At 61.7% G+C, this 23,845-nt stretch carries 23 protein-coding genes; 9 read left to right on the top strand and 14 right to left on the bottom strand.

What is annotated here, in order from left to right; genetic code table 11:
• Nucleotides 1–22: 22 nt before the first annotated feature.
• The 5 genes from dmpG to L0976_RS07160 form a co-directional block, all read right to left on the bottom strand.
• Nucleotides 23–1,051 (bottom strand): 4-hydroxy-2-oxovalerate aldolase, encoded by a 1,029-nt coding sequence (gene dmpG / locus L0976_RS07140; protein ID WP_234186706.1) that lies wholly within the window; start codon nt 1,049–1,051, stop codon nt 23–25.
• On the bottom strand, nt 1,048–1,992 hold the full coding sequence (locus tag L0976_RS07145) for an acetaldehyde dehydrogenase (acetylating) (protein WP_234186707.1): 945 nt from the start codon (nt 1,990–1,992) through the stop codon (nt 1,048–1,050). Before L0976_RS07145 ends, dmpG begins: the two co-directional genes overlap by 4 nt.
• Nucleotides 1,993–2,008: 16 nt before the next feature.
• Nucleotides 2,009–3,292 carry a TRAP transporter large permease gene (locus tag L0976_RS07150; RefSeq protein ID WP_234186708.1) on the bottom strand — a complete coding sequence of 428 codons (1,284 nt, stop codon included), beginning with the start codon at nt 3,290–3,292 and terminating at the stop codon, nt 2,009–2,011.
• Nucleotides 3,289–3,771 carry a TRAP transporter small permease gene (locus L0976_RS07155; protein WP_234186709.1) on the bottom strand — a complete coding sequence of 161 codons (483 nt, stop codon included), beginning with the start codon at nt 3,769–3,771 and terminating at the stop codon, nt 3,289–3,291. The genes L0976_RS07150 and L0976_RS07155 overlap by 4 nt, the downstream gene beginning before the upstream one ends.
• A 101-nt stretch (nt 3,772–3,872) precedes the next feature.
• Nucleotides 3,873–4,871 (bottom strand): TRAP transporter substrate-binding protein, encoded by a 999-nt coding sequence (locus L0976_RS07160; protein ID WP_234186710.1) that lies wholly within the window; start codon nt 4,869–4,871, stop codon nt 3,873–3,875.
• Nucleotides 4,872–5,083: 212 nt separating this feature from the next.
• Here L0976_RS07160 and L0976_RS07165 point away from each other — a divergent pair, with 212 nt between their 5' ends.
• Nucleotides 5,084–6,481 (top strand): FAD-binding oxidoreductase, encoded by a 1,398-nt coding sequence (locus L0976_RS07165; RefSeq protein WP_234186711.1) that lies wholly within the window; start codon nt 5,084–5,086, stop codon nt 6,479–6,481.
• A 25-nt stretch (nt 6,482–6,506) separates the two neighbouring features.
• Here L0976_RS07165 and L0976_RS07170 read toward each other — a convergent pair whose 3' ends face one another.
• The 5 genes from L0976_RS07170 to hlyD all read right to left on the bottom strand — a co-directional run bounded on the left by L0976_RS07170 (nt 6,507) and on the right by hlyD (nt 12,483).
• Nucleotides 6,507–7,298, bottom strand: coding sequence for an IclR family transcriptional regulator (locus L0976_RS07170; RefSeq protein WP_234186712.1), 792 nt, complete (start codon nt 7,296–7,298; stop codon nt 6,507–6,509).
• Nucleotides 7,299–7,470: 172 nt separating this feature from the next.
• The gene (locus L0976_RS07175; protein WP_234186713.1) at nt 7,471–8,571 is read right to left on the bottom strand and encodes an ABC transporter permease; all 1,101 of its coding nucleotides are present in this window, start codon (nt 8,569–8,571) and stop codon (nt 7,471–7,473) included.
• Between the two features lie 5 nt (nt 8,572–8,576).
• Nucleotides 8,577–9,725, bottom strand: a complete 1,149-nt coding sequence (locus L0976_RS07180; RefSeq protein WP_234186714.1) for an ABC transporter permease — start codon at nt 9,723–9,725, stop codon at nt 8,577–8,579.
• Nucleotides 9,722–11,488 (bottom strand): ATP-binding cassette domain-containing protein, encoded by a 1,767-nt coding sequence (locus tag L0976_RS07185; protein WP_234186715.1) that lies wholly within the window; start codon nt 11,486–11,488, stop codon nt 9,722–9,724. Before L0976_RS07185 ends, L0976_RS07180 begins: the two co-directional genes overlap by 4 nt.
• A gap of 5 nt (nt 11,489–11,493) precedes the next feature.
• The gene (gene hlyD, locus L0976_RS07190) at nt 11,494–12,483 is read right to left on the bottom strand and encodes a secretion protein HlyD (RefSeq protein WP_234186716.1); all 990 of its coding nucleotides are present in this window, start codon (nt 12,481–12,483) and stop codon (nt 11,494–11,496) included.
• A 113-nt stretch (nt 12,484–12,596) separates the two neighbouring features.
• Here hlyD and L0976_RS07195 point away from each other — a divergent pair, with 113 nt between their 5' ends.
• On the top strand, nt 12,597–13,205 hold the full coding sequence (locus tag L0976_RS07195; protein ID WP_234186717.1) for a TetR/AcrR family transcriptional regulator: 609 nt from the start codon (nt 12,597–12,599) through the stop codon (nt 13,203–13,205).
• A 351-nt stretch (nt 13,206–13,556) separates the two neighbouring features.
• On the opposite strand, the gene L0976_RS07200 is transcribed toward L0976_RS07195, so the two are convergent.
• The 4 genes from L0976_RS07200 to L0976_RS07215 form a co-directional block, all read right to left on the bottom strand.
• Nucleotides 13,557–13,724: a hypothetical protein gene (locus L0976_RS07200; RefSeq protein ID WP_234186718.1), complete on the bottom strand. Its 168-nt coding sequence runs from the start codon at nt 13,722–13,724 to the stop codon at nt 13,557–13,559.
• An 89-nt stretch (nt 13,725–13,813) separates the two neighbouring features.
• On the bottom strand, nt 13,814–14,443 hold the full coding sequence (locus L0976_RS07205) for a CoA transferase subunit B (protein WP_234187057.1): 630 nt from the start codon (nt 14,441–14,443) through the stop codon (nt 13,814–13,816).
• Nucleotides 14,443–15,147: a CoA transferase subunit A gene (locus L0976_RS07210; protein WP_234186719.1), complete on the bottom strand. Its 705-nt coding sequence runs from the start codon at nt 15,145–15,147 to the stop codon at nt 14,443–14,445. Before L0976_RS07210 ends, L0976_RS07205 begins: the two co-directional genes overlap by 1 nt.
• An 82-nt stretch (nt 15,148–15,229) precedes the next feature.
• Nucleotides 15,230–15,709 (bottom strand): MarR family winged helix-turn-helix transcriptional regulator, encoded by a 480-nt coding sequence (locus tag L0976_RS07215; protein WP_234186720.1) that lies wholly within the window; start codon nt 15,707–15,709, stop codon nt 15,230–15,232.
• 148 nt (nt 15,710–15,857) lie between these two features.
• Here L0976_RS07215 and L0976_RS07220 point away from each other — a divergent pair, with 148 nt between their 5' ends.
• From L0976_RS07220 to L0976_RS07250, 7 genes are all read left to right on the top strand, one after another.
• Complete coding sequence (locus L0976_RS07220) at nt 15,858–16,937, top strand: cupin domain-containing protein (protein ID WP_234186721.1); 1,080 nt, start codon at nt 15,858–15,860, stop codon at nt 16,935–16,937.
• Nucleotides 16,934–17,503 (top strand): maleylpyruvate isomerase N-terminal domain-containing protein, encoded by a 570-nt coding sequence (locus tag L0976_RS07225; protein WP_234186722.1) that lies wholly within the window; start codon nt 16,934–16,936, stop codon nt 17,501–17,503. The genes L0976_RS07220 and L0976_RS07225 overlap by 4 nt, the downstream gene beginning before the upstream one ends.
• A 16-nt stretch (nt 17,504–17,519) precedes the next feature.
• On the top strand, nt 17,520–18,218 hold the full coding sequence (locus L0976_RS07230; RefSeq protein WP_234186723.1) for a fumarylacetoacetate hydrolase family protein: 699 nt from the start codon (nt 17,520–17,522) through the stop codon (nt 18,216–18,218).
• A complete protein-coding gene (gene maiA, locus L0976_RS07235) occupies nt 18,215–18,859 on the top strand; it encodes a maleylacetoacetate isomerase (RefSeq protein WP_234186724.1) in 645 nt (214 codons plus the stop codon). Before L0976_RS07230 ends, maiA begins: the two co-directional genes overlap by 4 nt.
• Nucleotides 18,860–18,890: 31 nt before the next feature.
• Nucleotides 18,891–20,150 (top strand): 3-hydroxybenzoate 6-monooxygenase, encoded by a 1,260-nt coding sequence (locus L0976_RS07240; protein WP_234186725.1) that lies wholly within the window; start codon nt 18,891–18,893, stop codon nt 20,148–20,150.
• Nucleotides 20,151–20,176: 26 nt separating this feature from the next.
• On the top strand, nt 20,177–22,909 hold the full coding sequence (locus L0976_RS07245; protein WP_234186726.1) for a LuxR C-terminal-related transcriptional regulator: 2,733 nt from the start codon (nt 20,177–20,179) through the stop codon (nt 22,907–22,909).
• Nucleotides 22,910–23,039: 130 nt separating this feature from the next.
• Nucleotides 23,040–23,783 (top strand): SDR family NAD(P)-dependent oxidoreductase, encoded by a 744-nt coding sequence (locus L0976_RS07250; protein WP_234186727.1) that lies wholly within the window; start codon nt 23,040–23,042, stop codon nt 23,781–23,783.
• Nucleotides 23,784–23,845: the final 62 nt, after the last annotated feature.

The following is a 23,845-nucleotide window of genomic DNA, read 5'->3' on the forward strand; positions in this document are numbered from 1 at the left end:
GCGCTGTCGCCTCCCGCCTGATTCAGGCGATTTTTTTGGCGGCGAGATCGAGTGCGACGTCGATGATCATGTCTTCCTGTCCGCCGATCATGCGGCGGGTGCCGAGTTCGATAAGGACTTCGCGGGCGTCCACGCCGTAGAGCTTCGCGGCGTTTTCGGCATGGCGCAGGAAGCTCGAATAGACCCCGGCATAGCCGAGCGACAGGCTTTCGCGGTCAACCCGCACTGGCCGGTCCTGAAGCGGGCGCACCAGGTCGTCGGCGGCGTCCATCAGGCGGTAGAGGTCGCAGCCCGTTTCGATCCCCATGCGGTTCAAGACCGCGATCAGCGCTTCCAGCGGCGCATTGCCCGCACCGGCGCCCATGCCCGCCAGCGAGGCATCGACCCGCACCGCCCCCGCTTCGATGCCCGCCACCGCATTGGCAATGCCGAGCGTGAGATTGTGGTGGGTATGGACGCCGATCTCCGTTTCCGGCTTCAGCCCCTCGCGCAGAAGCTTCACCCGCTCGCCATATTGGCCGGGCAGGAGCGCACCGGCGGAATCCGTGACATAGACGCATTCCGCGCCGTAGGCCTCCATCAGCCGTGCCTGTTGCAGAAGCGTCTGCGGCTCGGCCATATGCGCCATCATCAAGAAGCCGACCGTATCCATGCCGAGCGACCGCGCCGCCTCGATATGCTGGCGGGAAACATCGGCCTCGGTGCAATGCGTGGCGATGCGCACCGAGCGCGCGCCCGCATCGTAAGCCTGCTTCAGATCGTGCACCGTGCCGATGCCCGGCAAGAGCAGCACGGTCACCGCTGCGTGGCTGCACACCTCCGCCACGGCGGCGATCCATTCCACGTCGTCATGACGGCCGAAGCCGTAATTGAAGGTGGAGCCGGAAAGCCCGTCGCCATGGGTGATCTCGATGGCGTCCACCTTGGCGGCGTCGAGCGCGCCGGCGATCTTCCTCACGGTGTCAAGGCTGTACCGATGGCGGACGGCGTGCATGCCATCACGCAGCGTCACATCCTGCACATAGAGCCTGTTCGGATTCGGACGGGTCATTCGGCGGCCTCCCTGGCGAGAACCTGCGCGGCCCAGCGGTCGGCGCTGACGAGGGCGGCGGAGGTCATGATGTCGAGATTGCCGGCATAGGCCGGAAGATAATGGGCCGCTCCCTCCACTTCGAGGAAGACGGTCGTCTTAAGCCCCGTCGCCGGGCCGATGCCCGGCACGCGCACCGGCGCATTGTCGCCGATCGCCTCGAACTGTACCTTCTGCTTCAGCCGGTAGCCGGGCACGTAAGCCTGCACGGCTTTCACCATGTCGGCGATGGATTTCTCGATCGCCTCCGGTTGCGCCCCCTGCGAAAGCACGAACACGGTATCGCGCATGATCATCGGCGGCTCGGCGGGGTTCAGGATGATGATCGCCTTGCCGCGCTCGGCCCCGCCCAGAAGCTCGATGGCCCTTGAGGTCGTCTCGGTGAACTCGTCGATATTGGCGCGCGTGCCGGGACCGGCGGATTTCGAGGAGATCGAGGCGACGATCTCGCCATAGACGGTGCGCTTCGAGACACGCGCCACGGCATGCACCATGGGAATGGTGGCCTGCCCGCCGCAGGTCACCATGTTGACGTTCGGTTCGTCCAGATTGGCATCGCCATTGATGGCCGGAATGGTGAAGGGACCGATGGCCGCGGGCGTCAGGTCGATGACCTTCTTGCCGTCGCGCTGGAGGATCTCGTTGTTGCGATGATGCGCCCCGGCCGACGTCGCGTCGAACACCACCTGAATGTCACCGTATTCCGGCAGCCTAAGCAACCCATCGATACCCTCGTGCGTCGTCGCCACGCCAAGACGTTTCGCCCGCGCCAACCCGTCCGAGGCGGGGTCTATGCCAACCATCGCACCCATTTCGATATGCCGCGACGTCCGCATCACCTTAACCATCAGATCCGAGCCGATATTGCCCGACCCGATGATGGCGCATTTGACCTTGCTCATGCTTTTATCCTTTTGGTTACATGCCGAAGATGGCTGGCAAGGCCAGGGACAGCGCTGGTATGAATGTGATGATGAAGAGTACGATGATCATCAACATCATGGGGGCGATAGCCCCTCTCACCACACTTTCCAACGGTTCGCCCGAGACGCGGGACGCAACGAAGAGGTTCACGCCGACCGGTGGCGTCACCATGCCGATGGCAAGGTTGACGATCATCACGATGCCGAAATGTTCCGCGTTGATGCCGAGGGCGGTGACCAGCGGCAACAGGATAGGCGTAAGGATGATGATCGCGGCAATGGTTTCCATGAAGGTTCCGACCACCAGAAGCAGCAGGTTGATGGCGATCAGCAGCATCCATGCCTGACTGACGTGGCTAGTGATCGCATTCGCGATCATGACCGGCACGCCCTCGATGGCGAGCGCCCGCCCGAAGATCGTCGCGGTGCCAACGATGAGCATGATCGAGGCGCTGGTGAGCGCCGAGCCGGCAAAAACCTTGTAAAGGTCGGAGAGCTTCAGCTCACGATAGACGAAGGCGCCGACGAAGAAGCCATAGATCACCCCGACGGCGGCGGCTTCCGTGGGCGTGAAAATCCCGCCGTAAATACCACCCAGAATGATGACCGGCACGATCAGCGCCCATTTGGCATCGTTGAGGACGGCCAGCACTTCGCGGCTGGATGGCCGATGCGTCTCCGGCTTCTGCCCGTCGCGCTTCGACTGCCACCAGGCATAGCCGATCAGCGCGAAGCCGATCAGCAGGCCGGGGATCACGCCGCCCATGAACATCTTGGAAACGGAGACATTCGCGGATGTCGCGTAGATCACCATGGGGATCGATGGCGGAATGATCACGCCCAGCGAACCGGCGCAGGAGATAAGCCCGGAGGAGAAGGACGGTCTGTAGCCGTCACGCGCCATGGCCGGCAGCAGGATCGAGCCGACCGCGGCCACTGTTGCCGGGCCGGAACCGGAAATGGCGGCGAAGAAGATGCATGTCACCACCGCGATGATGGCAAGCCCGCCGGTATAGCGGCCGAAGAACATGCGGCCCACATCGACAAGCCGCTTCGACAGGCCGCCATGGCCCATGAGGTCGCCGGCCAGAATGAAGAACGGCACCGCCATCAGCGGGAAGCTGTCGATCGACGTCACCAGTCCCTGCGGCACATACGAGGCCGAAACCTTGCCCGAAACCAGAAGCGCCACGGTGGAGGCTATGCCAAGGGCCACCGCGATCGGCACGCTGATGAGAAGAAGAAAGGCGAGGAGGCCGAAGAGGGTCAACGATATCATGCCGCGGCTCCTTTTCCGAGCAGGCGCGCGTCAAGCAGGATGGCCTGAACGAGACGCACGCCGGTCAGAGCAAATCCGGTCAAGGGCGCGACGTAGATGATGCCCATGGGAATGCCGAGCGAGGCGGACTTCTGCCCGAACCGCAAGGTCTTCTCGACGAGGAACCAACCTTGGTACATCACGAAGAAGGCGAAGGCGGCGAAAATGATGTGCGTGAGGATGCGCACCGCGATCTGCCAGCGGTGCGAAAGAAGTTCCACGCCCATCGTGACGCGGATGTGGGCGTCCTTGCGCACGGCATAGGCGATGCCGAGATAGGTCATCCAGATGAAGAAATAGCGCGCCAGCTCCTCGGACCAGGACAGGGATGACTGCATGACGTAGCGCATGAAAATCTGCGTCCCGATCAGCGCGGACATGGCGGCCATCAGGAAAACGATGAAGGCTTCCTCGAAGTGTTCGTCAAGAAATTTCAGCATGAAACACCCTCCGGCATCCGCGGCGGAAGCCGTCAACAATTACGGGAGCTGATTGGAAAGGCATGGCCCGGCCTTTGCCGGGTCACGCCCCGGTGATTGTTTCAGTTCGAGGTCTCGGCCAGAAGGCGGTCGACCAGTTCCTTGCCCGCCTTCTCCCGGACGAGATCGGCGATCGGAGCAGCGCGATCCTTGAACGCCTGAAGCTCGTCGGCCGTCAGCGTTGTGATCTTGACGTCGGTCATCGCGGCTTCCGCCTTGTCGTCGGCATCCCTGGCGAGGTCACGCTGATAGGCCGTCGTGTTCTTGACCGCCGTATCGAAGATGACGCGATCCTCCGCGCTGAGGCTGGAGAGCCTGTCCGGATTGGCCAGCAGCGGCCAGGGCGAATAGATGTGATTGGTCTTGGAGATGTATTTCTGCACCTCGTTGAACTTCATGTCGTAGAAAAGGTTGATCGGCCCTTCCTGGGCATCGAACGTGCCCTGCTGAAGGGCTGTGAAAAGTTCATTGAAGGCCAGAGGCGCGGGGTTCGCACCTTCGGCGCGCCATGCGGCGATATGAACTTCGTTTTCCATCGTGCGCATCTTCATCCCGGAAAGCTCGTCCGGCGTGCGGATTTCCTTCCTGGAATTGGTCAACTGACGGAAGCCGTTCTCCCAATACGCCAGCCCTTTGATGCCGACGCTATCGAGAGAGGCGAGCAGTTCCTGGCCGATCTGGCCATCGAGAACGGAATAGGCCTGCGGACGATCCCTGAAGAGGAACGGAATATCGAAGGCGAAGAACTGCGGATTGAAGGACGCGAGAGGTGCGGACGAGACGAACACCAGGTCGACATTACCGAGCTGAATGTTTTCGATGAGTTCACGCTCGCCGCCCAGCTGCGCGCCAGGGAATATCTCAAGGCCGATGCGGCCGCCGGTCTTTTCACGCAGTTCCTTGTCCAGGAACTCTAACGCCTTGTGGCCGGTGCTGGTCACTGCCGATGCGTGCGCCGAGCGCAGCAGAACTTCTGGATCCGCCTTGGCGACTCCGGCGAAGCCGGTTGCGGTGACGGCAATGGCAAGCACGCCAGCACGCAGGCTGCGCGCAGCTTTCATAACAAGCATAATTTCCTCCCGTTAGTGGAGACCGCGGGGTCTCCCGTTGATCGGTTGTAACGCCCGTGCTGCGGACGAAACCGGATCACGCTCCAAGCAATCCTCAGCGTGCAAATATGCAAAACAATGCAATCATGTCAAATATTAAAATTAGTTTGCAATATATGAGAAGTTTTGGGTAACTGATCGCACCGTGTCTCTGAGAGGAAACCATGACAACCGAAATGATCAACGCCAGACTTCTGTCTGCACTGGAAAGCGCCGTCGGCGCAGGATCGCTCAAGACAGGAGCCGATCTTCCCCTGGCCGCCCTGCGGGACTGGAGCACGGAGCGCGGGGGAACCCCGCTCGCTCTCGCGATCCCGCGCGACACGAAGGCCGCTTCGGCGGTCATAGCCGCCTGCCACGCCCACGGCGTCGGAGTCGTTCCACAGGGCGGAATGACGGGGCTTGCCGGCGGCGCCGTGCCCTCTGAAGGATGCATCCTCCTGTCGCTTGCCGCGCTTGACAGGATCGAGGAAATCGACCCAGTTTCCGGGCTCATGGTGGTGGGTGCAGGCTGCATCCTGCAACGAATCCAGGAAGCTGCTGCCTCGGTGGGCTTCTTCTTCCCGCTCGATCTCGGGGCGCGGGGTTCATGCCAGATTGGCGGAAACATCGCCACGAATGCGGGCGGCAACCGCGTCATCCGCTATGGCATGATGCGCGATCTCGTTCTTGGCCTTGAGGTGGTTCTGGCCGACGGAACGGTGCTTTCCATGATGAACCGGATGCCCAAGAACAATGCGGCGCTGGATATGAAACATCTCTTCATCGGTTCGGAAGGGACGCTTGGCGTTATCACCCGTGCTGTGCTCAGGATGCATCCGGGCGTCGCTGGAGCCAATGCGGCGCTTGTGGCGCTTCCTGGTTTCGAAGCGGCCGCCCGGTTGCTCCAACATGCCCAGAAAGCGCTTTCGGGCCGCGTCAGCGCTTTTGAACTGATGTGGAACGATTATTACGCCTCGGTTCTGGCGGAAACGGCGTTGCGGCCGCCGCTGGGAGAGGAGCATCCGCTTTACGCCCTGATCGAGATGCAAGGCGCCGATCCAGATGCGGACCGTTCTTCCTTCGAAGCCATGCTGGAAGGCGCTTTCGAAGCAGGTGATGTCATAGACGCGGCGGTGGCTCAGTCGCAGCGGGAAACGGAAGCCTTCTGGGCGTTGCGCGACGGCATCGCGGAACTGCTGTCACGCCGCACGCCTACCATCAATTTCGACGTTTCCGTTCCGCTGAGTCGCATCGGCGACTGTGTTGAGGACATCCGTTCCGCCCTGCAAGACGCTTATCCCACCCTTCCGCTGCTGTTCTTCGGTCATGCCGGCGACAGCAACATTCACCTTGTCGCGGGTTCCATTGCGGGGATCGATCCAACCGGGCACGGTATCGAAACCATCGTCTACGAAATCGTGCGCGCCTATTCGGGTTCTGTTTCGGCGGAACATGGCATCGGTCTGCACAAGAAGCCGTGGCTTGCCTATACCCGCAACGGGAACGAACTTGCCCTGCTGCGCCAGCTCAAGGACAGCATGGATCCCGCCGGCATACTCAATCCGGGAAAGGTTCTTTAAGCGAAATATCGCCGGAAGGCGCCTGTCAGGCCCTCTCCGGCGGTGCTCCAAGTTCAGCCGAAATGGCAAGTGCCACGGCCTTAACCTCTGGAATGAGCGCTTTCATGCGGGCCGGATCCATATAGTCCACGGTCGAGGACACCGAAACCGAGGCGATGATACGCCGCGTGGCATCGCGGATCGGTACGGCTACGCAGCGAATCGAAGGTTCATCCTCACCAAGGTCGTAGGAGAACTCCCCTTCTCGATAGTTGCGCATCATGGAAAGCCAAGCCGCTTCGCCGGCGTCATTGGCGATGAGACGGTGATCGTGCCGGTAGAGTTCGATAAGCTTTTCCTCCGTATCATCGAGCAGCATCGCCTTGCCGACGCCGGTTGAAATGACGGGCTTGCGCCCGCCGATGCGGGAACTGATTTCCACGGCTCGCGTACCGCGCAGCTTCTCTAGGTACACGACCTCATTGCCCTCCCGCTGGGCCAGATGTACGGTGTCGCCGGTTCTGCGACCGAGCTCCTCCAGCAGCGGGCGGGCAGTGCGCACCAAATCAATGCGCGAATAGGCGGAAAAGCCCAGCTCGATCAGGCGGGGACCGAGCGAGAACTCTCTCGCGTTTTTCTCCATCTTGAGATACCGCCGCTCGACCAGAACGGACACGATACGATGAACCGTCGGATAGGTCAGGCCTGTAAGTGTGGCGATTTCCGCAATGGTGCGCGAGCGCTCGGCGACAGCATCCATGATTTCAAGACCACGCACCAGCGTCTGGCTGCGCTGTGGCGGCAAAACTTTACCGTCGTTATCGCTTCTCTCATCCATGACTTTTCCTCTTCTGCGCGAATAACTAGCCGTGGCCGTCATGGAAAGCCAGACTTTGGGCAGACGCACGTTGAAAACTTGCATCCTCGCGTGGAGTGTCGGCCACACGTTTCATGCTTTCAAATCGCCTGTCAGGAAAACAGCGGACTAATATAGCCGCCTTTGTATCGCTTCACGACTTTGTCTGCTTCCAGAAAACCGCGTGGGCCGCGAACAAGGTGACAACGGCGATGGCGAACAGCGCAAGCAGTGATCCTTGCGTCTCTGGCAGGCCGTAAGTCTTGAGGAATATGCCCTTCGACATGACGATGAAGTGGGTGAGCGGGTTGACCGCGCTAAGCCAGCGCAGCACCGTCGGCATGTTCTCGACCGGCGCAAGATAGCCCGAGAGCACGACGGATGGCACCATGAAGCAGAATACCCCGAGAAACGCCTGCTGCTGGCTGGTCGATATGGCCGAGATGAGCAGGCCGACGCCACACAGGGCAAGCGAATAGGCGAACATCGCAAGCATCAGAAGCCAGACAGGCCCGGTGAAGGGGACGCCGTATAGGAAAACTGCGGCGAGCGCGATAATTCCGCCTTGGGTCATCGCCACGAGAATCCCAGAGATTGACTTGCCGAGCATGATGTAGGCCGGCGTAAGCGGCGTTACCAGCAACTGGTCGAACGTGCCTTCTTCTCGCTCCCGGGCAAGGGAGAGGGCCGTGACGAGAAGGCATCCGATCGTCGCGATGATCGCGACCAGGCTTGGCAGCACAAACCATTTGTATTCGAGGTTTGGATTGTAAAGGTTGCGCACGACCAGCTTGGCGGGAGGAACCTGTACGGTGCGTCCCTCGGCGAATTCGGACGTGACCTGCTGGACATAAGAAAAGGCGATCTGGGCGGCGTTCGACTTTCGCCCATCTATCAGGGCTTGCAGGTCTACGTGCTCGCCTGACAGAACTTTCCTCGAAAAGTCTGGCGGAATACGGACGCCGAGAAGCGCGCTCTGCCCGTCGATAGCCTGCTGGAGAGCGGTTTGGTCATGGACGGCCATGACTTGCGCGAAGGCCGAGGCCGCGGCGATCTGCTGGACAAGCTCGACGGCCTGCGCCCCCTGATCCTCGCTCAGGATGGCAATTGACGCATTGCGCACTTCGAGAGTCGTTGCGAATGGAAAGATTGCCAACTGCAGAATGAGCGGCATCAGCAACATGACGACGTTGCGCCGGGTGGAGAGAAGCTGCTGCAATTCCTTGGTGATGAGTGCGACGATCCGATTCCACATAGTCGTCACCCGTCCAGCCTGCGCCGTGTCTTCAAAGCCGTGATGCCGAGCCAGAAGATCGCGGATATCAGCAGGAACAACATGTTCGGAAGGAGGATGGCTGCGATGTCGCCGGCCTGGAAGAGGGTCTGCAATATCTTGACGAAGTAGCGGGCCGGCACGATTAGAGTTACGGCTTGCACCGCGGCCGGCATCGAGGAGATCTCGAAGATGAGGCCGGAGAGGAGGGCCGCCGGCAGGAATGCCGCGTTGAGCGCGCCCTGGGCGGCGTTGAACTGATTGCGCGTCAAAGTGGACAGGAGAAGGCCGAGACCGAGCGCACTGCCGAGAAAAAGGCTGGTCGACAGCAGCAGCATGAGGATCGAGCCCCGGAAGGGCACGTTCATGATGAAGATCGCGATCAGCACGCAGATCGCCATCGCGACGAGCGCCAGCGCGTAGTAGGGAAGGCTCTTCGACAGCAGCAGCTCGGCTCGGCGGACCGGGGTGGCGAGCAGCGCCTCCATCGTGCCGCGCTCCCATTCGCGAGCGACGACAAGCGATGTGAGGAGGGCCCCGATAATGGTCATCACCACGGAGATCGAGCCGGGAATGAGATAGTTGCGGCTGACTGTCGTCGGATTGAACCAATATCGCGACTGCAAGCCTATGGCCTCGTCCGCCGAAGCCCCGTGGGTGATGGCTCGGGCGACGAGCCAGCTTTCGTAAATGCCTCTGGCGTAGCTGGACACGAAGTTCGCCGTATTGGGCTCCGAGCCGTCCGCGAGCACTTGGATGTGTGCGTCCGCGTTCCCCGCCAGCACCTTCGCGGTGAAATCCTGCGGGATGACGATTGCGCCCCGCAACTCACCGCGCAACAGCCTCCCATCGATTTCGTCCATGGTGTTGGCAAAGATGGGATCGATGTAGGGCGAGCCCGACACGGCGGCGGCGAAGCGGACCGCCTCCGCTCCATGGTCCTCCATTACCACGCCGATCGCAAGCCGATTGGTGTCGAGCGAGATGCCGAACCCGAAGATGAAGAGAAGGATCACCGGCAGGACGAGGGCGATGAGGATACTGCTCGGATCGCGGACGATCTGCCGTGCCTCCTTCAGGCACAGGGCCATCAGGCGACGGAAGGAAAAGCCCGAGTGGATGGGCGCCTTGCTCATGCTGCGTTCCCCTGCATGCGCTCCCTGGCTTCGTCGTCACGCTGTATCAGCTGGATGAAGGCGTCTTCGAAGGTCGGGTCGGGAAGATCGTCGCTCGCGACCCGCCGTTTCAGCTCGTCGGGCGGCCCCGCCGCGATCATCCGGCCGCGATAGATCAGCGCGATACGGTCGCAATATTCGGCCTCGTCCATGAAATGCGTCGTCACCATCACGGTGACGCCCTTGTCGACGAGCGCGTTGATGTGCGTCCAGAACTCGCGCCGCGTCACCGGGTCGACGCCCGAGGTCGGCTCGTCCAGAAACATAAGCGGCGGCTCGTGCATCAGCGCGCAGGCCAGCGCCAGGCGCTGCTTGAAGCCGAGAGGCAGCTCCCCGGCCGGCGTGCGCCGGTAGCGGCCAAGATCGAAGCTCTCCAGCATCTGCGCGATTTTCCGTTCCCGTGTGCGCCCCTTGAGGCCGTAGATACCGGAGAAGAAGGTGAGGTTCTGTTCGACGCCCAGATTGCTGTAGAGCGAGAATTTCTGCGCCATATAGCCGAGCTTCTGGCGCGCGTCGCTGGCGCTTTTCTTCAGGTCGATCCCCATCACCTGCGCCTCGCCCGAGGTCGGCGTCAGAAGGCCGCACAGCATCCGGAAGGTTGTGGACTTGCCAGCGCCGTTGGGACCGAGCAGCCCGAATATCTCGCCTTTCCTGACATCGAAGGTGACATGGTCGGTGGCGGTGAAGTCGCCGAACTTGCGCGTCAGCTCGCGGCAGCGGATCACCGCCGTCGCATCGAGCCCGGCCGGAAGCTCAACGTCCGGCATAGTCTCGGCGAGAACGGAGCGACCATCCGGGGCACCGCCGACGAGATCGACGAACGCGTCTTCGAGGCGCGGCTCGGCCGGAACCGTGCTTGCATCTGGCTCGTCCAACAGCAGGTTCGGGGCCGGGCGCTCAATCCCTTCCTTCAGGACGAGCCTCACGCTCTCGCCCTGGATGACCCCGTCCGTCACTCCTTCGCTTCCAAGCGCCCGGCGCAGGAAATGCCGGCGATTGCCGTCGATGTTCCTGACCAGGATGGAGCGTCCGCGCATCCTGTCGATCTGTTCGGACGGCTTGCCGGAGAAGATTACATTGCCGTCGTTCATCAGGAAGAGCTCGTCGCAGCGCTCTGCCTCATCGAGATAGGCAGTCGCCCAGACGACGGCCATGCCACCTTCGGCGAGGCTCTGCACCATGCGCCAGAGATCGCGGCGCGATATCGGATCGACGCCGACTCCCGGCTCGTCAAGCAATAGAAGTTCAGGTCTGCCGATCAGCGTGCAGGCGAGCCCCAGCTTCTGCTTCATGCCGCCCGAGAGCTTTCCGGCGGGCCGCTCGGTGAAACGGTGCAGATCGGTGAAATCGAGCAGCCGCTTGAATTGCACCTTGCGCTCCTCACGGCCGACGCCGCGCAGATTGGCATAGAGGACGAGATTTTCCATCACCGTCAGGTCCTCGTAGAGCCCGAATTTCTGCGGCATGTAGCCGACGCGCATGTGCAGGGCATCGGCCTTCCCGATCGGATCGAGCCCGACGACCCTGATCGTGCCGGCTGTCGCCTTGAGCAGGCCTGCCATGATTCGCATCAGCGTGGTCTTTCCCGCGCCGTCCGGTCCTGCCAGTCCCGTGATGAGGCCTTTGCGGACGGTCAGGTCAACCGCGCTCAGGGCAAGCTCGCTCGCGCCCTGTTCCGGATAACTGTGTGACAGACCCCTGATGACGACAGCCGCGTCTTCCATGACGCTTACCGTTCCTTGTCGGACAGCCGGACCGTTACCGGCATGCCCTGGCGCAGAAGGCCGTCTGCATCCTCGATGACGATGCGCAGCCGGTAGACCAGGGCGGTGCGCAGGTCTTGTGTCTCCACCTGCTTGGGAGTGAACTCCGCCCGTGGCGAGACGAAGCCGACCGTTCCACCATAGGGATGTTCCGGCCGGCTGTCGGTATAGACGCGAACCTTCGTGCCTGTGGCGATGCGGCCAAGATCCGGCTCCTGCACATAGGCGCGAACCCAGACGGGGTGGTCGAGAGACAGCGTGATGACGCTGGTACCTGCCGCCACCATGGCGCCCGGCTCGACCGCGCGCGTCAGGATCATGCCGTTGCTCGGCGCCGCAAGCGCGGTATCCCGTAGCTGGATCTGCGCCGCGTCCCGTTGTGCCTCGGCCACATGGCGCTGCGCCGCCGCTTGCTGGATCTCTTCCGGCCGAGCACCATTCACCGCTGCAATGTGCGCCTGCCGCGCGGCCTCGTGTTCGGCCTTGGCACGGTCGAGCGCCGCGCGGGCATTGTCGAGCGCTTGCTGGGACGCTGCCGCGGATGTCACGAGCCCCTGCTGGCGCTTGAAGGTTGCCTGCGCATTGACCACGGCTGCGCGGTGCCCATCCATCTGCGCCTGGAGCCTGGCAATGTCTTCCGCCCTTGAGCCGGCGATCAGAAGCGCTTCACCCGCCCGTGCGGCAGCAAGGGAGCCCTCCGCCTGGGCAAGGGCAGCTTCGAATGGCGCCGCGTCGATCCGTGCGATTGTCTCGCCGGCCTTGATCCGGTCGCCTTCGTCAACGAGCATCTCGGCCACACGCCCGGGAACGCGAAACGCCAGATTGACCTCGCGAATATCGACATTTCCGCTCAGGACGAGAGCTCGATCTACGGGCTGCTTTCCCTGCCAGTAAGCGTAGGATGCGCCTCCGATGGCCGCGAAGGCGATCAACAGGATGATGGTCTGGCGTTTCATTCCCAAGATGCCTTTCCTGACCGTTCAGTCCGGCGCGAAGGAGGGTTGACCTTAGCGCCCGTTATGATAATTTACAAACGTAAAATAGTTAGTTGTCTTTGGATTGTAAAGTGATGGCCGCAAAAACTGTCCGGCTCCGAGAGGAGGATCCCAGATTCCAGCGCAGCCTCACGGCGCTGATTGATGCGATCACCGATCAGATCGACGGCGTGCCGCTCTCGGACATTTCTATCACGCGTGTTGTCGAGGCAGCCGGCGTAACCCGTCCTACCTTCTACCAGCACTTCGCCGATATTCCCGAAGCTGCGAGACGAGCAGCACTTGTGCGGCTTTCCTCCTCCTTCCCAATACCTGCGCCCGCCGCTGGTCCTGACGATTTGCGGCCACAGGCGATTCGTGACCGCATAACGGGTCACACCGAGCCGGTCCTTTCGCATCTCCTGGCGCACAGGAATTTTTATCTGCGCGTGTTGGAAGAAGCCACGAACGTCGCCTTCTTCGAGGAAATTATCAGCTTCGTCGGCGAGCGACTCCTGCCCGAAGTGTTCGAACTTGCCGCGCGCGGAAGCGACGCAGCGAGACGCGAGCTGACAGTCGTGACGGCCGGCGGCGTCACATGGCTGGTCATCCGTTGGCTGCGCGGCGAATCTGACCATGACCCGGCGGAAATGGCCCGTCGATGTGCTAGTATTGCCTTGATGATGATGAAAACGGAGGCGTGATTTATAGTTCCACCTTGCTCCGGGGTTCATGAGTATTTCCCTCCAATCTCAGGGCACGTATAGGTGTCGAATTCCGGAGATACCTGAGGTGATGGAAAGAGACAGCCTTGCAAAGGGAGTTCTGCTTCTCTCCCTGCTTGTCGTTGGTTGAGGATATCAGTATGGCATAGCGTACGGCGAGCGAGATCGTCCGTCGCACAGACGCGCTTCTAGTCGTGGCTTCAAGGCGCAGATCAAAGGCGCCGGCTGGTAATCCAAAAACTGCTTGCGCAGGATGCTATGTCGGCGCGGCGCCTGGCAGCAAACTTTCGCATTGGGCCGTGATTTGCAGGAGGAACTGCGTAACCGCTCCTATGAATTCGTTTCCGTCACCAGCGGCAGGCAGCATAGTCCCTTTGCCAGTTTCGCTGATATCATGCCGGCATCCACTGCGCCGATGTGCTCGGCTGCTTCGGCGCTGTCGGAATTCGGGGAGGTGGTGCTGATGGCGGTGAGAAATTGCTGAGCAGTTGATTGCATGTCGAAATGCTTATGACTTTTCGAGAGCACGAAGCGCGTAGTCGGCTGGCTTGTGTAGATCGCATAGATAGATGCCTTTGACGACTTCGCTATCCGACGATGGTTGCCTCGGTCGCAGCGTGCAGATCGGCCTTTTTGACGCCTGGCGCAAGTTCGACGATCTTCAGACCACTAGGGACCACATCCAGCACGCCAAGATTGGTGATGATGCGGTTAACCACGCCCTTGCCGGTAAGCGGCAGGCTGCAGCGCCTCAGCACCTTGGATTCGCCATGCTTGGACGTATGGTCCATGACGACAATCACGCGGCCGACGCCGGCCACCAGGTCCATCGCGCCGCCCATGCCCTTCACCAGCTTGCCGGGTATCATCCAGTTCGCGAGATCGCCGGTTTCGGAGACCTCCATGGCTCCGAGGATCGCCATGGCGACCTTGCCGCCGCGAATCATGGCGAAGGATTGGGCGGAATCGAAGAATGCCGTTTGCGGCAGTTCGGTGATCGTCTGCTTGCCGGCGTTAATGAGGTCGGGGTCTTCCTCGCCCTCGAAAGGGAAGGGTCCCATGCCGAGCATGCCGTTTTCCGACTGCAGCGTCACCTCCACCCCTGCGGGGATATGATTGGCGACGAGAGTTGGTATGCCGATGCCGAGATTGACGTACCAGCCGTCTTGAAGCTCAAGCGCGGCCCGGGCCGCTATCTGATTTCTATCCCAGGGCATCACACAGTTTCCTTCTTGCGAGTAGTGCGCTGCTCGATTCGCTTTTCATGCTTACCCTTGATGATGCGATGGACATAAATGCCCGGGAGATGGATGTGGTCGGGGTCAAGGCTTCCGAGAGGAACGATCTCCTCGACCTCTGCCACGCAGGTCTTGCCGCAGGTCGCCGCCGGCGGGTTGAAGTTTCTAGCAGTTTTGCGAAAGACAAGGTTGCCCGACGGGTCCGCCTTCCAGGCCTTGATAATGGACAGGTCGGCGACGATCGATCGTTCGAGGATATAGGTCCTCCCTTCGAAATCCTTGTGTTCCTTGCCCTCGGCGATCACGGTGCCGACGCCGGTGCGAGTGTAGAAGCCAGGAATGCCCGCCCCGCCGGCGCGCATGCGTTCGGCAAGGGTGCCCTGCGGAGTGAATTCGATTTCAAGCTCGCCGGCGAGATACTGCCGCATGAACTCAGCATTCTCGCCTACGTAAGACGAGATCATCTTTTTGACCTGTCGGTTCTCGAGGAGAATACCGAGCCCGAAGCCATCAACGCCGGCATTGTTGGATGCGATGGTGAGCTCGCGGGTGCCTGTCTTGCAGATAGCGGAGATCAGGAGCTCCGGTATTCCGCTCAAGCCGAAGCCTCCCGCGGCGATGATCATGCCATCGAAAAGAACGCCCTGCAAAGCAGCTTCGGCGTGCGGGAAGACTTTTTTCATGCGAGCAACCCTCATCCGGAGTATGTGCGCCATCACACGATATGATGCGTATACTACCTTTTGAGATGACGCAAGGCACAATTCAGGCGCTGGATTCGGATGTTGAGACCGGTCGAAACGGCGCTCGGCTTATTTCGTTCCCTGCTTCCGTTACCTTGCGCAGCAGTTCGATAAATATTGCTCGCTCACCAGCGGTCAGTCCCGGAAGCATCAGTTCTTGTGCGCGCAAGACTGCATCATCAATCTGATCGAGCAATGCGGCTCCCTTGGTTGTCACGTTGAGAATTCGTGCGCGACGATCGACTCCGGAAACGGCACGCTCCAGATATCCTCGCGCTTCCAGCCTGGCGACTACGCCGCCAATCGTTACGCGATCATATGCAATTAAACCCGCAAGCGTTGCCTGGTCGAGGCCTGGATGTTCGCGCAACGTGGTCAGGGCTGCAAACTGAACTGGCGTTAATTCCACATCGATAGCGGCCATTTCGGAGGTGAAGGCCGAAACGGAAATCTGTTGCAGTCGACGGATCAGGTGGCCAGGGAGCTCGGTTAATGGGCGCATGGTCTCTGACTAGTTCATGCTTGGCGTCCAGGCAAGTCAGGCAGTGAAGCTGCAAAAATACGTCGCATACTAAACATCTGTTGACGAGAGAATATTAGTGTGCATGCTTATTATATCCGCTTCACCGCTTACGATTGAGGAGCATCTGATGCAAGACGCAATGCAGCCCGAGGAGACGCCGGCGCTACGTGAACTTTACGCAGGCTTCAGGGCGCACAACCTAAATCCGCTCTGGACGCAAATCGGCAACCTCATGCCGAGCCATCCGCGTCCGAAGGCGGTGCCGCATGTGTGGCGATGGTCCGACCTCTATCCGTTGGCCAAGGCGTCGGGGGAACTGGTACCTGTCGGCCGGGGTGGTGAGCGGCGAGCAATCGGCCTTGCCAATCCCGGCCTTGGCGGTGAGGCGTATATATCCCCTACGCTGTGGTGCGCCATCCAGTATCTCGGCCCGCGCGAGACCGCGCCGGAGCATCGTCACTCCCAGAATGCCTTCCGCTTTGTAGTCGAGGGAGAGGGCGTCTGGACTGTGGTCAATGGCGATCCCGTACGCATGAGCCGGGGCGACTTCCTGTTGACGCCGGGATGGAACTTTCACGGTCACCACAACGACACCGATCAGCCGATGGCATGGATCGACGGGCTGGACATTCCGTTCAGTTTCCAGAACGATGTCGGCTTCTTCGAGTTTGGCTCAGAAAGGGTGACGGACTATTCGACGCCAAACGTGTCGCGCAGCGAACGGCTCTGGTGCCATCCCGGCCTGCGACCGTTGTCGGGTCTACAGAATACGGTGTCGTCCCCCATCGGTGCATATCGTTGGGAATATGTCGACAATGCGCTCAACCAGCAGCTTCTCCTCGAAGAGGAAGGATATCCCGCGACGGTTGAGCAGGGCCACGCGGCGATCCGCTACGTCAACCCCACGACGGGCGGCGACGTCATGCCGACGATCCGCGCCGAATTCCATCGGCTGCGGGCGGGATGCGAGAGCGCGACCCGGCGTGAGGTCGGTTCTACGGTCTTCCAGGTATTCGAGGGTCGCGGCGTCGTCGTGATCGGTGGTGCAAGCCACAGCATCGAGAAGGGGGATATCTTCGTCATCCCGTCCTGGTCGCCGTGGTCGCTGCAGGCCGAGACCGATTTCGATCTCTTTCGCTTTTCCGACGCGCCGATCATCGAGCGGCTCAACTTCGATCGCATCAAGATCGAAGACGGTGGACAATGAGCGGCCTGGATCAGGCCCGGGCCCTGCTGCGGCAGCGCCAAGGCAGGGGCGCGCGCGACGATGCGCCCGAAGCCCCAGCCGGCGATCTGGCGGCGGCGCGGCTGGGGACGGCCTTCTTTGCACGTAAGTTGAATGAGTTACCGGATGCGGCGCTTTACGTGCCGTCACAACTGGAGGGCTGGACGCGCGCCCATGTGATTTGCGACGTGGCTTATCAGGCCCGCGCGATCAGCCGCCAGATCGAGGCCGCTGCCGCAGGGCTCATCGTGCCGCCGCTCCATGAACACGCGGAGGCAGCCGAGGCGGAAATCACCCTTGGCGCGACCCTTCCGCCAAGAGCTTTGCGGCACCTGTTTGACCATGCCGCGATCCACCTGAACGTAGTCTGGCGGGATCTGGACGGTGGCGGCTGGAGGGCCGCCGGTCCGGGTGAAGACGGCCTTGCCCGCCTACTCTCGCAAACCCCCGTCGAGCGGGCGCGCCGCCTGTGGCAACGGGCGCTGCATCTGGGCAACGGCGTGCGCCTACGCGACCTGCCCATCCAGTTCCAGCCGCAAGTAGCTTAAACCGATAGGAAACGCGATGACACAATCCCTCTTTCCCTCGCCCGAATGGCCGACCATAGCGGTCAAGGGCGAAACAGCGGTCTATCCCATCCACCGAATCTTCTGCGTCGGGCGCAATTATGCCGCGCATGCCGCGGAGATGGGTGTCGAGGTGGACCGCGAGGCGCCCTTCTACTTCACGAAGTCCGCGCTTGCCCTTCATCGCAGCGGCGAGGCCGTGGCCTATCCGCCGGGCACGGCGAACTTCCATTACGAGATGGAACTCGTGATCGCCATCGGTGCCCCGGTTTTCAAGGCCGATCGCGCTGCGGCCGCGGCGGCGATATTCGGATATGCCTGCGGCCTCGACATGACGCGCCGCGACCTGCAGCTCGACGCGCGTGCCAAACAGCGGCCTTGGGATCTGGGCAAGGACGTCGAGGAATCCTGCGTGCTGGCTCCGATCACGCGCGCCGGGCAATTCGGCGCGATCGGCCCGCAGCGCATCCACCTCACCGTGAACGGGGAGGTCAGACAGGATGCCCATCTGTCGGACCTGATCTGGCAGGTCGACGAGATCGTCAGCCACCTATCAGGTTTCTATCACCTCCAGCCAGGCGACATCGTCATGACGGGTACGCCCGCAGGCGTCGGCCCGGTCGTGCCGGGAGATGTCATTATCGGCGCAATCGATGGGCTGGAGCCCGTCTCGCTCGAAATAAGGCCGGCGGAATGATTTTTTACGGATATTTCCGCAGCTCCGCGGCTTACCGCTGCCGCATCGCCTTCGGCCTCAAGGGGCTTGCCCCCGATTTCGTGCCGGTTCACCTGCGTCGCGACGGAGGGCAGCAGAAGTCATCCCTGTATCGAACGCTCAACCCGCAGATGCTGGTCCCGGCGGTCGAGGAGGACGGGTTCGTGTTGATGCAGTCGCTGGCGATCATCGAATGGCTGGACGAGACGCGGCAAGGCGCCCGGCTTTTGCCGGCGGCGGCGGATCTCCGGGCCGAGGTCCGGGCTTTTTCCCAGATCATCGCCTGCGACATTCATCCGCTCCAGAACCTGCGTGTGCTGGATTGTTTGAAGGCGGATTTCGGAGCCGATCAGGCTGCGCTAGACCGCTGGTGCCAGCGCTGGATCACGGACGGGCTCGCGGCCTGCGAGGCGTTGCTGGACCGTCGCCCCGCCTCCGCCTTCTGCTTCGGGGACGAGCCGACACTGGCCGATATTTGCCTCGTGCCGCAGATGTTCTCAGCCAACCGTTTCGGCGTCGATACGTCGGCCATGCCGCGCCTCTGTGCAATCCGGACGGCCTGCGAGGCGCTGCCCGCCTTCGCATCCGCCCATCCCGAAAAACAGCCCGATTGGGAAGCCTGATCCCGCAGGCCCGGCACGCCTGTAACCAACGATGTTTGACGGTCCGGCCTTGCCGCGGCCGCGTAGGAGAACAACCATGTCAAAAGACCTTCCCGTCCTGATCGCCGGCGGCGGTATCGGCGGACTTGCCACCGCCATCGGACTTGCGCAAAAGGGCATTGCCAGTCTTGTGCTGGAACGGGCGTCGGAACTGGGCGAGATCGGCGCCGGTATCCAGCTCGGGCCGAATGCCTTCCACGCGTTCGACTATCTCGGCGTCGGCGACACGGCGCGGGCGATGGCGGTCTATATCGACAACCTCCGCCTGATGGATGCGGTGGACGGAACGGAGATCACCCGTATCCCGCTAGGCGATGCGTTCCGTGCCTGCTTCAGGAATCCCTATGCGGTGATCCATCGCGGCGACCTGCACGGTGTTTTCCTAAAGGCCTGTCGCGATCATCCGCTGGTCGGCCTGCGCACCTCGTCCGAGGTCGCGGATTATGAACAGGACGGCTCCAGCGTTACGGCGATCCTCGCGAATGACGAACGTGTAAAAGGTCGGATACTGATCGGCGCCGATGGCCTTTGGTCGAACGTGCGCAAGCGTGTGGTGGGCGATGGCGCCCCGCGCGTGTCGGGCCACACGACCTACCGCTCGGTCATCCCGACAGACGAGATGCCGGAGGACCTTCGCTGGAACGCCGCGACTCTCTGGGCCGGGCCAAAATGCCATATCGTCCACTATCCTCTGAAGGGGTGGAAGATGTTCAACCTTGTCGTAACCTATCACAACGATGCGCCCTCGCCGGAAGCGGGCGTCAGCGTCACGCATGACGAAGTGCGCAAGGGCTTCGAGCATGTCGCCCCCGTTGCCAGACAGATCATCGACCGCGGTCAGAACTGGAAACGCTGGGTGCTTTGCGACCGCGATCCGGTGCAGAACTGGACGGACGGGCGGGTCGCCCTTCTGGGCGATGCGGCGCACCCGATGCTCCAATATTTCGCCCAGGGCGCCTGCATGGCGATGGAGGACGCCGTGGCGATGGCCCATCACCTCGGCGAGCAGCCCGATGCGCCCGAAAAAGCGCTTCTAGCCTATCAGAATCTGCGCCGTTTGCGCACCGCCCGCGTGCAGCTCCAATCGCGCGAGATCGGCCAGCACGTCTATCATCCCGGCGGCGCCCATGCCGAATTACGCAACGCGGTCATGCGAGCCAAGACACCGGACAATTGGTATGACATCATTGACTGGCTGTATGGTGGAACGGGGCTGGAGGGCGCAGTCTCGATGGAAACGCGCCGCCGCTGAGGGCGGGCGGTATGGACAGAGGGAAGATGGACCTGATCCGCACCCGCCTCCACCCGCCCACGCGCGGGTCGGGCCTGATAGAACGCTCCAAGCTGGACCGCATCGCCGGACGGTTGCGGCAGCGCCGGCTCACGTTCGTCAAGGCTCCGGCGGGATACGGCAAATCCAGCCTCCTGCACCGCTGGCATATGACGCTGAGCGAGGGGGATGCCTCGGCAGGCTGGCTCAGCCTCGATGTCGGATTGGACAACCTGCTGTCCTTCTTCAACTACATCACCGCGGCCATTCGTGAAGAAACGCCCGACTTCGGCGTGGAATTTCAGCGTTTCCTCGATTCCGCGCGCGATCCCACGCCGATGCGCGCCGCAGCGGCCTTCGTCAACGCGCTCATGGCCGAGCGCCGTGAGATTGTGCTTTTCATCGACGATTTCCACCTGCTAACCGACCGCGATACGATCCGCGCGGTCGAGATCGTCCTTCGTGACGCGCCGTCGAATTTTCATCTCGTCGCCGCCAGCCGCCAGTCGCCGGGTTTCTCGCTGGCCCGGCTGCGGATGCTCGGAGAAGTGGACGAAATCGATGCCGTGCAATTGCGCTTCGACGCCAGCGATCTGGACAGCTTCATACGGCTCTTCGGACGCGAGCCCTTGGCGGGGGATGAGGCAGAAAGCCTGCTGCTCGCCACCGAGGGATGGGCGGCCGGTATACAGCTTGCCCTAATCTCGCTGGACCCAGATCAAGACATTCGTTCGTTCCTCGACCGCTTCAGCGGCGAAAACCGCATGGTGTCGGACTTCATCCTAGACGACGTGATCGAACGGCTGCCGCCCGAGACAGTTGACTTTCTGCTGAAGACGTCGATCCTCGAAATCTTCAATCGCGAGCTTTGCAACGAAATCGTCGGCGCAAACCGAGCCGACACCCAGATCGCCGAGCTCTCGTCACGCGGTCTGTTCATCTTCTCGCTGGACAACGAACGCCGCTGGTTCCGGTATCATCACCTATTTTCAGATGTGCTCCAGCGCATGTTGCGGGAACGTGCGCCGGCCATCGTACCGAAGCTGCACCGCAAGGCAAGCCGTTGGTACATCGCGCACGGGCGCATGGAGTTGGCTTTTTCCCATGCGGTGCGGGCGGAGGATTGGACCGGCGCCGGGCAAATCCTCGATTCCAACTGTACCGATCTGTTCTACGAGGGCAAACTGGGGACATTGCAACGGCTGGCTGCTCAGGTTCCCTGCGCGATCCTGAACGAGCTTCCACGCGTGCAGCTGGAGCTGGCTTGGTCGATGATTCTCGAATGGCGGTTTGACGATGCCCTGGAGATTCTCCGGAAAGTGGATCGAATCCTAGACCGCTGGCGCGTCTGGGGAGTTGCGCCCGAGGCGATCGAGGAGGTTGGCAGAATCGTTCTGCATCGGCGCATGATGCTTGCGCTCTTTATGGATGATGTCGTCGAGCTCGAGCGATCGGTGCTTGAATTGCTGCACGACTTCCCCTCCGACGACCCCTATCTGCGCGGCACCCTAGAAAATTGCCTAATCTACGCCCGGCGGGAGATGTTCAGGCTGGATCGCGTCGATCAGATGGACCGTGTCGCGCGGGATTTTTTCCAGCGGTCGGGCAGCCGTTTCGTTCTGGTCTGGCACGAATCGATCCTCGGTCCCACCTTCGCTCTGCGCGGCGATACGGCGCTTGCGCAGAGGGTTCTGCGCTCCGCCATGGCCATTGCCGAATATGTCGACGGGAAGGCGACGCCCCTGCAGGCGATGCCGGCGATGCTCTTGGCCGAGACGCTTTATGAGGCCAATGAATTGGTCGAGGCGGAGGCTTTGCTCGACCAGCTTGGGGCGCTGACCGAGCGGCTGGGCTTCGTCGACAACCTTTCCGCCTATTTCGTCATGCGCAGTCGCCTGTGCCAGCGTCGCGGTGATATCGAGCAGGCGCGGGCCGTGATTGCAGAAGGCGAGGCGATCGCCGATTATCGCGGCTTCGCCCGCGTTAGGCAGCGGCTTTGGCTGGAACGGGTCCGGCTGGCGATCCGCATCGGGGACCTGCCCTTCCTGCAGGCGGAGATGGCCGCGGCCGAAGAACCCTTGCAGAAACGTCGCCTGACCCCCGGTCAGGCGACTATCGGTCGCGATGAGTATTTTGTTCTCGGTTGGGCACCAATCGCCTGCCAGACCGGGCGAGCCGGGCAGGCCGCCGAGGTGCTTCGCCGCTGGGTCGCTTTCGCCAGTTCGCGCGGTGCGCTGCGCAGTGAAGTGCGCTTCCTGATTGCTCTTTCATTGGCATTGTGTGTCATGGGTGAACAGGGGGAGGCGCTACGCAAGATGCGGCAGGCCGTCCAGAAGGCCGCCCCCGCCCGCTATGTTTCGAGCTTCGTCGACGGCGGCATGACGGTTCTGCGCCTTTTGAAGGAATTGTTCGGCGAGCAAGATCATCCGACAGGTCCCGTCAGCGCATTCGCGGCGGAGCTGCTTGAGGCATTTGCTGAGGCCGATCCTCACGCAACGGCGGCCCTCAACGACACGAAGGACGGCGCCGATGTGGAGCGCGCTCCACCGGAGGCCCTGAACGGACGCGAACGCGACGTACTCCGGCTGGTGTCGCACGGTAAGGCCAACAAGGACATCGCGCGGGTGCTCGGCATGACCGAAGGCACGGTCAAATGGTACATGCAGCAGGTATTCGCGAAGCTCGATGTCCGTCGCCGGTCGCACGCGGTCCGGCGAGCCCGTGAGTTCGGCCTGCTATAGAAGGATAGGCAGGGCGCCGCCCCGATGCGCCGAAAAGATAGGTGAATCGGAGATAGGCGAAGCTAGGCCATAAGATTGCTAGCCTCCTTTTACTCGGTCGCGGGAGGCGGCCGGATCGACGGAGGGCATTATGGGACGATTGACGGGGCGCCTCGCTGTCATCACGGGTGGCGCCAGCGGGATCGGACAGGCTTTTGCAAAACGCCTGTCGGAAGATGGTGCGGCGATCGCCGTGGCCGACATCAGGCACGCGGCCGACACGCGCGCGATGGTGGAGGCGACGGGCGGCCAGTTCTTCGGTGCGGTTTGCGACGTCACGGATCCCGCGCAGGTAGTGCGTTTTGTCGATCAGGTGGGTGCGGCTCTCGGCACGGCCGATATCCTCGTCAACAATGTGGGAATCTTTCCGCTCCAAGCCTTCGACGATATCAGCAACGAAGACTGGCATCGAATCAACGCGATCAACACCGACTCGCTGTTCTATTTTTCCAAGGCTTTCGTTCCCGGGATGCGGGCGAGGAAGTGGGGCCGGATCGTCAACCTGACATCGACGGTCAACTGGCTGATGATCCCGAAATACGTCCACTATATAACGACCAAAGCCGCCGCGATCGGTTTCACCCGGGGGCTGGCCAACGAGCTGGGGCCGGACGGCATAACCGTCAACGCGATTGCTCCGAGCCTCGTCCGCAACGTCACGACTGAGGCGTCGGAACTGGCCGGCATGTTCGACGCGATCCCGTCGATGCAAGCCATTCCGCGCCTGCAGGTGCCGGAAGATCTCGTCGGGACCCTTTCCTTCCTGGTGTCGGACGACGCGGCGTTCGTAACTGGCCAGACCATCGCTGTTGACGGCGGCCTGACCAAAGGCTGACGGCCCATCGGACGCTCCGCGGCGTCCCCTCACCAACCAGAAACACGGAGCCAGCGGCCTGT

Origin of the sequence: Shinella sp. NM-101, assembly GCF_021401195.1 — a bacterium.
GTDB lineage: Bacteria > Pseudomonadota > Alphaproteobacteria > Rhizobiales > Rhizobiaceae > Shinella.